The sequence below is a fragment of the Verrucomicrobiota bacterium genome (assembly GCA_016871535.1).
GTDB lineage: Bacteria > Verrucomicrobiota > Verrucomicrobiia > Limisphaerales > SIBE01 > VHCZ01.
In genome coordinates this window covers 19,751-30,602 of the sequence record VHCZ01000054.1, presented here as the reverse complement: position 1 = coordinate 30,602, position 10,852 = coordinate 19,751, and the positions used below count along the sequence as shown (strand labels likewise).

The window sequence follows — 10,852 nt, the reverse complement described above, 5'->3', positions numbered from 1 at the left end:
TTTGCCTGGGGCTGCGTTGCTCCTCGGTCACAGCCCCACTGGCGGGGGATGCTCGCTCGTCGCGCCTTGCCCCAGGCCAAATTGGGCGCAACGAACGTGAGCGTATTTACGAAACGGACCACTTAGGTACGTGTCAGCGTGGTAGGGACGGATTCCACTCCGTCCCAAATCAAGCCTTGAAGCAGACCGCCGCCCAGGAAGAGACGATGGGTCAACGGAGGCCCTGGTTTTCCGTGGTCCGTTTTTCCCTTCAATCGACGCCTCAAGGATTTAGTCAGGGACGGAGTGGAATCCGTCCCTACCACGCTAACAGACACCTCCTGGAGGGGGAGAAGGGACCAGGGAGAGGGGGGACGTGCAATGGCGAAGTGTTTCGGAGAATTCTACCTAAAGATCGTGCGTAAAGCATCGACTGTTTGCTGCAATTGAAATGCAGTAATCGTCAAGGGTGGCGTGAAGCTGATAACGTTAGCATGTTCTCCTTCCGGCAACGCCACGAATCCTCTGTGCAACATCTCTTTGATCGCCTGGAGGGTCTTGGCCGTTGCGGGACGGCCTTTCGGAAGTCTCAGCTCCAGCCCGGCCATCAGCCCCACACCGCGCGCCAAAATCCGCAAAGGAGGCGTGGATTTCACGCCTGCAAGCGCCTCAAGGAGAACTCTTCCCATCGCCTGGCTCTGCTTCACCAATCCTCTTCGGCGAATCTCATTGATCTGCGCCAGCGCCATGGCGCAGCCCACTGGGTGCCCCAGGAAAGTGCTCGTGTGGATCGCTTCCCCCGTCGAAGCTGGCCAGGCCGCATCCATCAAATCTGCGCGTCCGACACAAGCAGAAAGCGGGAACCCGCCCCCTAACGCCTTGCCCAGGCAGATAACGTCGGGAACGGTCCCGCTGTGTTCGCACGCAAACCAGCGTCCCGTGCGGCCAAAGCCCGTGTAGATTTCGTCCAGGATTAACAAGGCGTTGATGTCATTGCAAAGCTGGCGAAGTAGCGGCAAAAACCCGATCGGAGGCACGTTGATCCCGCCGCGGCCTTGTATCGGTTCGACAAGGATGGCGCCGATTCTTCGGCTCCTAAGGAGGCTGCGAATCGAACTCTCCACAGCTTCTAATTGGCCCGCGCGAGCCGGGAATTCGACAAAGCGGCCAAACCGGCCAAGCTGAGAGTGAAACGGAACGCGAAAATGCTCTCGGTGCGTCGTATTTAGCGAGCCGTAACCGGTCCCGTGATACGCGCCGCGGAACGCAATAACACCCGGTTTCCCCGTGGCGAGCAAAGCCGTCTTCAGCGCGGCTTCGACCGCTTCAAATCCCGAATTGCAGAAGATTGCTTTGCCCTGAAGACGCGTGCGCTCGGAAGCTTCGCCGACCGACAAGCCGCGCATACGGCCCTTGAACGGGTAAGGACGCGTTCCACCGCGTCCATGAAATTGTCTTTTCGATCGCTGAACAAAGTCAGGGACGGAGTGGAATCCGTCCCTACCCGGTTCATGGGAAGGGGCGGAGGATTGCCGCCATCGCTCGAAGGTCAGGCGGCTCAATTCTCGCGCGAGCTGCGCTTTGAGTGCGTGAGGATGGACGTCCCCCATGGCGTGCAGGAGTTCGCCCATTTGCCGCCGCCCCGCCTGAACGACTCGGGGGTTTGCATGTCCTGTGGCGGCGACGCCAAAACCCGCTGTCAGGTCGAGATACTTCTGGCCCGCACTGTCCCAAACGAAGACACCTCTGGCGCGCTTCCAGACAATCGGCCACGAACCATCCGGGTCGATGTATGTGATATTCCGGCATTCGTACTCACGGAGCAGCGCGAGTGTCTTCTGTCGATTCCAACTGAACATGCGCTTCACGAGGAAGGAGTGTCGGAGTGTCGGAGTGTCGGAGTGTCGGAGTATCGGAGCCCGAAAAGCACCGCCGACACACCGGTGCTCCGATACGCCGAGACGAAGTCGATTGATCCGTGGTTGTCCATGTGATTAGTCACGATCAGACTCCCCTCGAATCAACCGCCCAGATCACTTTATGCATTTGCAGTTGGAAACGCACGGGCAACGCGTCCGCGATGATCCGTTCCGCGAGTTCCTTTCTCGAGATCGCTGTCTGGCCTAGCGGGGCGTGTTTGAGCGAACTGTGTCGCTGTTCGACTGTGAGCGGCGAGACCCACGAGAAAAGCACGGGGCAAATTGAAGCAAGTCGATGCTGTGCGAGTTGCTCCTTGGCCCACTGATAGTCTTGCGCAGTCCCGAGCACGAATTTGATCTCATCCTTCGCTTTGAGATGTTTCAAGTTCTCCCAGCGATTCCGCGACACCTCGCCGCTGCTCGGGCATTTCAAGTCCATGATGCAATGCACCCGAGGATCGACTGGGGAAATGTCGTGCGCACCGCTGGTTTCAAGGAGGACCGTGAAGCCCTCGTCACAGAGCGACTTCATCAGCGACAAGGACGCCTTTTGCAGGAGCGGTTCGCCGCCGGTCAACTCGACCAGGGGGAGCGCACGCGCCCCGCGTGCAGCTTGCGGCGCCTCGACGCAAGCCTTCACTTCCATCGTGTGGCACATGCGGGTCTTGAAAGGCGCCGCCAGCCTTCGCGTTTCGGCCAGCACGTCTGCCGATGACATTTTCTTTCCTTCCGTGAACGCGTAAGCCGTGTCGCAGTACGAACACCGCAAATCACACGCCGTCAGCCGGACGAAGATGCACGGCAGCCCGGCAAATGTGCTTTCGCCCTGGAGGCTCAAGTAGATTTCGTTGATGACCAGCGTTTCGGTCATTGATTTCGATTCGGCTCGGATGGGATTTAACCACCACTGCTTTGAACTTTGAACTTTGAACTTTGAACTTTGAACTTTGAACTTTGAACTTTGAACTTTGAACTTTGAACTTAAGCGGTATCTTGCGCCGCGTGTCTGATTTGAGGAATGCACCGATCTCGGCGACGACGCGCTACTGCGCGGTGCTGGGGCACCCCATTCAGCATTCCGCTTCACCCGCGATGCAGAACGCCGGCCTTGCGACGCTCGGACTGAACTGGCGTTACCTGGCCTTTGATGTTCATCCAACCGAACTGCGCCAGGTCATCGCAGGCGCGAAAGCAATGAAGTTCGTCGGCTTGAATCTTACCCTCCCGCACAAGCTCCTGGCGCTCGAAATGGTGGATGAACTCGATGAATCAGCGCGGGCGTGGGGCGCTGTAAACACGATCCGCTTCGAGGGGCGTCGCGAGAACGGCGATTGGGCCTGGCTCGGCCAAATGTCACCAGGCGAAGTTACCGCGGTGCGCGCCCGCGGCTTCAATACGGATGCGGACGCGCTGGTGCGGGCGCTGGCGGAAGACCTCGACTGCAACCTGCGCGGCGCGGCGGTGTTGGTTTTGGGAGCGGGTGGCGCGGGCCGTGTCGCCGCGCTGAAATTGGCCGCAGAAGGCGTGTCCAACGTTTTCTTGGTGAATCGGACGGAAGAAAAGGCGGAGGCGATTGGCCGCGAAATCTGGCAGCGTTGCCCGGCGGTGAAAGTGAAAGTTGGTTATCCGGAAGCTGCGGTCGATCTCGTCGTGAATGCCACGTCGCTCGGCCTCAAAGACACAGATCCGCTGCCCATCGACGAGAAGCGGTTTGCGCTGGGACGGGCACGAAAAGTTTATGACATGATCTATCGCCCCGCGGAGACGAAATTGTTGAGTGCAGCCAAAGCGGCGAGTTGCTGCACGGCCAATGGACTGGGGATGCTGCTCTATCAAGGCATCAGAGCCCTGGAGATCTGGACAGGCCAGCCGGCGCCGGAAGAAATCATGAGGAAAGCGTTGGAGGAAGAAGTCTATGGGTAGCATGGGAAGTTGCCTTGGTCTGATTACCATGCTCTCGCCCCATGAACCCGATAGGGCGAGTCCGTCCCGGCGAGCCGCTCGACGGGTTTTGAACACGTCCAGATCGGCTCGCTGGGGACAGGCTCGCCCTACCGCAGGTTCATGGGAAGTGCCAAAGCGATTTCCGTGCGCAGCGTGGCTCCGGAGCAAGACGAACGGCCGGCACTTGAGAATATGATTCTTCCTCTCCCAGCGGGAGAGGGAATCGGCTGTCCCGGAACTTTCAACTCTCAACCCCCAACTCTCAACATTCCGTGCGCGACGCCTGGGCGCTGATGCCGTTCCATTTTTGGTCGGGGGTGTTTTTTGTCTTCGGCTCGATGGTGGGCAGCCTGCTCAACGTCTGCATCTATCGCCTGCCGCGCGGAGAAAGCATTGTCTGGCCCGGCTCCCGTTGTCCGCACTGTGGCGGCGCCATTCCGTGGTATTTGAACATCCCCATCTTCACCTGGCTCTGGCTCCGCGGCAAATGCGCGAACTGCGGCGGGCCGATTTCAATCCGTTACCTGATCGTCGAATTCATCACCGGCGCGACGTTCCTCGCGTGCTGGCTGATTTATGGCCGTGCCACGCCGCTGCTCGTTCTGGCTTACGCGCTATTACTCGCCGGATTCATCGTCGCCACGTTCATCGATTACGAACATTTCATCATCCCCGATGAAATCACGCTGGGCGGCATCGTGGCCGGTTTTCTGTGCGCTGCCGCAGTGCCGGAATTGCACGGCACGGCCGACCGCGCCGTCGCCTTGCGCCAGAGTTTCATCGGCATCGCGGTGGGCGCCGGATTGATCTACGCCATTCTGCGCCTGGGGAAGCTTCTGTTCGGACGCCAACGGTTCGTTCTGGAGCCGGACACGCGAATCGTCTTCACGGAAACCTGCATTCAGCTTCCGAACGAGGAGATCCCGTACGAAGAGAAATTCTATCGCAAAACGGACGCCATCGAGTTCGACGCGAAGCGCGTGGAGTTGCCCGACCGCTGCTACATCCGCGAAACGTTTGTCCGCCTGACGCCCACTTCGCTTCAAGTAGGCGAGGATGTGTTCGATCCGGAACAAGTCCCGCGCATGGAAGTCGTGACCGACGAAATCGTGTTCCCGCGCGAAGCCATGGGACTCGGGGACGTGAAGTTCATGGGGGCCATCGGGGCGTTCCTGGGTTGGAAGGCGGTGATCTTTTCTTTGATGGTCAGTTCGATGATCGGATCGCTCGTCGGCGTCACGTTGATCCTGCTGAAGAAGCAAGCCTGGTCGAGCCGGATTCCGTACGGTCCGTACATCGCCCTGGCTGCGACAATCTGGGTTTTTGGCGGCCGGCAATTCACGGAATGGTGGCTGGCACGGTGACGGGTGCGATAGTTCAAGGTTCAAAGTCCAAAGTTCAGAGTCGAGGGTCGGGCGCTTTTGAACATTGAACACCGAACACCGAACCAACCGCTCATGGCCAGATTCAGGGCTCTTCGCTGTTTTCAGTGGCCGGCGCCGTGGGCAATCCTGGAAACAACCGGCCGATGTCCGCTCCCTTTCCCCTCACCCTGGCCCTCTCCCCAAGGAGAGGGAATCTCGGTTCGCACCGTTGGCCAGCCACGACGCATCATTTGCGCCGAGCGCTGGAGTCCATTCTCCCTCTCCCCGAGGGAGAGGGCCGGGGTGGGCGGAAGGTGACGATCAAACCACCGGTGCGTCGCCACTTTGAAAACAGCGAAGAACCAGATTCAGGAGCAGCCGATGCCGTAAAACTTGCATGCGTTCTCGCCAAAGATTTTCTTCCGCGCGGCCTCGGATAATGACTTGAAATAATCACGCGCGAGAGCGACCACCTCCGCGTAGGACGCGGCCAGCAGGCAAACGGGCCAGTCCGAGCCCACCATCAATCGGTCTTCGCCAAACGTTTCGGAGACGACGTCGAGATAAGGAGTGAAGTCCTCGGGTTTCCACGCGCGCCAATCAGCCTCCGTCACCATTCCCGAGATTTTGCAGAAAACATTTGGGAAGGCTGCCAGCTCTTGAATCTGCTCCTTCCAGGGTGATAGGACACGGTCCTTGATCTGGGGTTTGGCAAGGTGATCAAGAACGAACGGCTGCTCCGGAAATCGACTCACCACCTCGAGGGCAGCGGGAAGTTGCCGCGGATAAATCAGCAGATCGTAGGTCAGGTCGAACCGTTTTAGCATTTCCAGTCCACAGAGGAATTCCGGGCGAAGTATGAACCGATCATCCGGCTCATCTTGCACGACATGGCGGACCCCGACGAATTTCAGATGCGCGGCGAAGGTCTCCAATTGCTCGACAACGCGATCCGAGCCCAAGTCCACCCAGCCGACGACTCCTTTGATACGGTCGTTTCGGTCGGCCAACTTCAGAAGCCAGTGCGATTCTTCGAGAGTCTGGCGCGCTTGAACGGCAATGGACCCGTCGAACTGCACCTTGGCCTGTTCCTTCTCTAAGTCCTCCGGCAGGTAATCGCGCCGGAGGATGTTTTTCTCCTCCGTAATCCAGAGATATTCGCCGGCGTCGTATTTCCAGAAGTGCTGATGGGCGTCGATTGGCATGGGGCGAAATCTCGGGGTGGAAGCGGCTCAGCCAGCTCTGACTTTGAGAATCTCGGAGAAAAATGTCTCTCGGATTTCTAACCACGGATGGACACAGATAAACACGGATTTGATTTCTTCTTATCCGTGTGAATCCGTGTTCATCCGTGGTTGAATGAAATTTCAAATCTCTTTGGCCAGGAGTACGAGTGAGAATGTCGATCGATTCAGTTGGGACGATCCGTCTCCCCGTAGAAATAAATCTTCAACCCCCCAAAATCCATTTTGTGAGTTTGCAGGAATTTCTTGGCCGACGCCCAGGCGACGTGGCCATCCATGTATCCCTCATTCAATCCCGCCGGCGCTTTGCCGGAGAGATTGAAGTGATTCACGCCTCGAACGAGCGGATTGGGATCTCCGGGACGCATCCAGGAATTGTCCAGTTTCCGGTTCATATCCGCCCAGAGCAGCGGGAAATGCGGGCGATCCGTGTTCTTCATCGGGAAGACGGGACGATTGGTCACGCCGGGACCGTAAAGCGATGCGCTGTCGTAGCGCGGTTCGCCCGCCAGATACAAATAGCCGATCACGGTGGAGTTCGCGGACAGGCCCTTCCAGAAATCATCTCGGTTCCAGGTGGGATTGGAAGGGCAATAAAACTGGTCGCGCTTCATGCCGTAGTCTTTGTGGAGAATGTCGCGAAAGGGATGCCCAACCCAATGTGGATCGTATTCGCCATCCCGCGGAAACTGGCCGTTGAAGTCGTCGGCGTACATCGTCAGCGCCAGGGTGGCTTGCTTGACGTTGTTGATGCAAAGGGTCCGCTTGGCGCGCTCTTTGGCCTGCGACAAAGCCGGCAAAAGCATTCCGGCCAGAATGGCGATGATGGCGATCACGACCAGCAGTTCGATCAGAGTGAAAGCCCCCAAATCATTGCGCAGGCCGAGGGAATTTGCTGATGAATCGCGGATGGACGCCAATGGAGGCGAATCGCCGGAAAGTTGAGCCACTCCGCGACGTTGCCGCGGGCTTGTCGATGAAGTCGCCTGTCGAGTACGAACTCGGCGTTCGAGCGGAGTGATCATCAAGGCGCTTATAGCGTAACCTCGTTCCACTGGCCATTGTCTTCTTGCTTGGCGGCTGCAACGCAGAGCGCATCGCAGATGGGCGGTGGGTGAATTGTCCAAGTTCTTCATTCAAACTCCCACCTGCAACCGGAATTCGCTGGCACTGACTCTGCTTACTGTGCAGACCGTGGGATTGACGACAGATCGACCGGAGAACCGTAGCGCAGATTTTCAATCTGCGGTATCGCCGATTTCCAATCGGCAGGGCGCCGGCAAGTCCCAGCGGGCTCGGACTGGGAGACGCCCCGCAGAATACAATTCTGCGATACGGCAGAGTGCAACTCTGCGCTACGAGCTTTGTCGTCCATCCTGCGGTCCAAGCAGTAATTTTGCGGCCTTGGGCGCGCGCCGGAAACGCAAGAATAACCTCTATGAAAAATTCATTTCCAGGGAACAAGCGGAAGAGAGGGTTGCTCTCACTTTATGACGGGGTCGCTGTGCAGAATCGCGTTGGGCCGCTCATTGCCGTGATCATCCTCGCCAGTGCAAGTTCCAGGGCTGCCGACTGGCCGCAATATCGCGGCGCCAACCACGACGGCACTTCGACGGACCCGATCCGATCCAACTGGGCGCAGGAACCACCGCGGGAAATTTGGAAAGTTCCCCTGGGGCACGGGCTGAGTTCTTTTTCGATCGGTGGCGGCCGGGCGTTCACCCTGGTGAACCGGCGCGCGGGAGGGGCGGAACAAGAATTCTGCGTCGCGCTCGATGCGGCCACTGGCCGGGAACTTTGGGCCACGCCGCTGGACGTCGCGGATTATCCCAACGGCGGCGTGGGTTCGGATGACGGGCCGCGTTCCACGCCGTCGGTCGATGGCGATCGCGTGTACGTGCTGACTTCGTATTTGCACCTGGCCTGTCTTGAAGCAGCGACCGGGAGAATTGTTTGGGACAAGTATCTGGAGCGGGAATTCGGCAGCGTTTTCATTCCCTGGCAGAACGCAGCTTCTCCGTTGATCGAGGGCGATCTCGTGCTCGTCAACAGCAATGGCCGCCAGAACGAACATCTTCTGGCCTTCCGGAAACAGGACGGTTCGCTCGCGTGGAAAGGACAATCCGATGGCCTGACTCAAGCCACCCCCGTGGCTGCGACCATTAACGGCGTGCGCCAGGCCATCTTCTTCGCGCAGTCCGGATTGGTCGCCGTGGCGCCGGAGACTGGCAGTGTGCTCTGGCGTCACGCGCTGCGGTACAATGGAACTTCCGTGGCGGCGTCACCCGTGGTCGCGGGCGATCGCGTGTATGCCTCGCGCGCTTATCCAGGTTTTTCCGCACGAGCCGGAGCCGTGACCGTCAGTGTCACGCCTTCCGGCAGCATTTTTTCCGCGACCCCGTTATGGTCGAAGCCGAACCAACTGATGAATCACTGGGCAACGCCGGTGCATTTCAACGGCCACCTTTACGGCATGTTCGGACAGGATAACCTCGCGCTCAAATGCGTGGAACTGGCGACCGGTACGGAAAAATGGTCGGTCAGTGGCTTTGGTTACGGCAGCGTGCTGGTCGCGGACGGAAAGATTCTCGCCACCAGCGCGAATGGCTGGCTCGTGCTGGTGGACCCGAATCCCAACTCCTACACCGAACTGGGCCGTTACCGCGCGCTGGATGGAAAAACGTGGAACGTGCCCGCTCTCAGCAACGGGCGCATCTACTTCCGAAGCACGACGGAGGGAGCGTGCATCGACGCGGCGGGCAAAGCCCCGTCGATTTCACGTCTCAAATTGAATCCCGCGTTCTCCGGACAAAACGGCGTGTTCCGCATGTCGATTGCCAGCGAAGACGGCTCGCCGCTCGATCCAGGCCGCGCCGCGAAGATCGATGTCCTGACCATCGACGGCATCAACGCCGGCGCCAACAACTGGACCAAGCTCACAATCAGCCCTACGGTTGAGAATGGGCAATTGCGCTTCGAGGTTCCCATCGAGCCGACGCAAACAAGGCGGTACTTTAAGGCACAGGAGCGCCCGTGAAATACGGCCAGCAACCCATTGGGCGATGGCCTCGATTCTGCTATTTTGGCCGAGGACAAACTGAGAAACGGCGGTGCGGGATGAATCGAATCATGAATGCTGTGGAGGCTTCCCATGAACCGTTCCTCCGGACCGTGGCCTTTAGGCCGCTTCAACGCTCGACTTCGGAGAGCGCGCGGAAGCAGCCTGAAGGCTGCGGTCCGCACGGTTTTCGGTTCATGGGCCATGTGCGTGGCACTGAGGCCAAGGGACCTTCCCATGAACCGCCGGGTAGGGCGAGCCTGTCCCCAACGAGCCGATCCACACGTATTCCAAGCACGTGGAGCGGCTCGCCGGGACGAACTCGCCCGACCGGCGATCGGTTCATGGGCCGTGTGCATGGTTCCCAGACCAAGGCAGCTTCCCCTGAACCTGCGTTGGTTTGTAGTCCCGCCTTTAGGCGGCCCCAGCGCACCGGACCGCCTAAAGCCGGGACTACATGCCGGGCGTGGTTAGTGGGCCGTGTGCATGGCGCCTGGGCCAAGCACCGCCCTACCTTCGCCGCCTTCACGCTCATCGAACTGTTGGTCGTCATCGCGATCATCGCGATTCTGGCGGCCATGCTTTTGCCCGCGTTGAGCGCGGCGAAGGAACGCGCTCGCCGCGCAAGCTGCTTGAACAACGCCCGGCAGTTCATCCTGGCGACTCACATTTACGCCGGCGACAACCAGGAGTTTTTGCCGCGCGGCGACACGGATAATCGCGACAAAAACGACACCCATACGCCGATCCTTTCCAGCGCGACCAAAACGAACATTCTGAGATATATCGAACCGCTGCGCGTGCTCGATTGTCCGAACCTGGCCAGGCCGTTCGAGAGACAAGAGGGTTGGCGAACGCACCTGGATTACGGCATCGCGATTGGTTATCACTACATGGGGGGCCATCTGAATACGCCCTGGCCGCCGCTCGGAAGCATCACCAACACGTGGATTTCACCGCAGAAAACCTCCGACGATCCGTCCCTGGTTTTGTTAGCCGACTTGAACGTGTATTGCTACAGCTTCCCGCGCATCCTCGCGCCGCACACCGCGCGCGGGCCGGTCGTCCGGGAGGAATCCTACTTCGAGCAACACCTCGATTCGTACGAGCAAACGCCGAGGCAGGTCGGCGCCAAAGGCGGCAACGTGGGAAAGCTCGATGGTTCGGTCGCGTGGAAGGACATCTCGCGCATGCTGTCCTATCGCGGTTCGCAGTTGTGGGACGAAGGCGGCGCGTTCGGGCTCTGGTAGCGCAGTTACTGAGGAGACCGCGGGATAGGCGATGCTTCCTTCCCCCTCACCCCAACCCTCTCCCCTGGGGAGAGGGAGAATCGTTCGCCGCACT

7 protein-coding genes and 1 pseudogene are annotated in these 10,852 nt (G+C 59.1%); 4 read left to right on the top strand and 4 right to left on the bottom strand.

The window, feature by feature from the left end; translation table 11 throughout:
* Positions 1–383: 383 nt before the first annotated feature.
* On the bottom strand, positions 384–1,838 hold the full coding sequence (locus tag FJ398_09750) for an aspartate aminotransferase family protein (GenBank protein ID MBM3838233.1): 1,455 nt from the start codon (positions 1,836–1,838) through the stop codon (positions 384–386).
* Between the two features lie 145 nt (positions 1,839–1,983).
* Positions 1,984–2,769 (bottom strand): radical SAM protein, encoded by a 786-nt coding sequence (locus tag FJ398_09745; protein ID MBM3838232.1) that lies wholly within the window; start codon positions 2,767–2,769, stop codon positions 1,984–1,986.
* Between the two features lie 221 nt (positions 2,770–2,990).
* On the opposite strand from FJ398_09745, the gene FJ398_09740 reads away from it, so the two are divergent.
* On the top strand, positions 2,991–3,821 hold the full coding sequence (locus tag FJ398_09740) for a shikimate dehydrogenase (GenBank protein ID MBM3838231.1): 831 nt from the start codon (positions 2,991–2,993) through the stop codon (positions 3,819–3,821).
* A gap of 314 nt (positions 3,822–4,135) precedes the next feature.
* Complete coding sequence (locus FJ398_09735) at positions 4,136–5,206, top strand: prepilin peptidase (GenBank protein MBM3838230.1); 1,071 nt, start codon at positions 4,136–4,138, stop codon at positions 5,204–5,206.
* A gap of 368 nt (positions 5,207–5,574) precedes the next feature.
* On the opposite strand, the gene FJ398_09730 is transcribed toward FJ398_09735, so the two are convergent.
* Positions 5,575–6,411 (bottom strand): amidohydrolase, encoded by an 837-nt coding sequence (locus FJ398_09730; protein ID MBM3838229.1) that lies wholly within the window; start codon positions 6,409–6,411, stop codon positions 5,575–5,577.
* Between the two features lie 740 nt (positions 6,412–7,151).
* Positions 7,152–7,475: pseudogene (locus FJ398_09725) on the bottom strand (prepilin-type N-terminal cleavage/methylation domain-containing protein).
* Positions 7,476–7,888: 413 nt separating this feature from the next.
* Between FJ398_09725 and FJ398_09720 the strand changes: the two are divergent.
* Positions 7,889–9,487, top strand: coding sequence for an alcohol dehydrogenase (locus FJ398_09720; GenBank protein ID MBM3838228.1), 1,599 nt, complete (start codon positions 7,889–7,891; stop codon positions 9,485–9,487).
* 365 nt (positions 9,488–9,852) lie between these two features.
* On the top strand, positions 9,853–10,758 hold the full coding sequence (locus FJ398_09715; GenBank protein ID MBM3838227.1) for a DUF1559 domain-containing protein: 906 nt from the start codon (positions 9,853–9,855) through the stop codon (positions 10,756–10,758).
* Positions 10,759–10,852 lie beyond the last annotated feature (94 nt).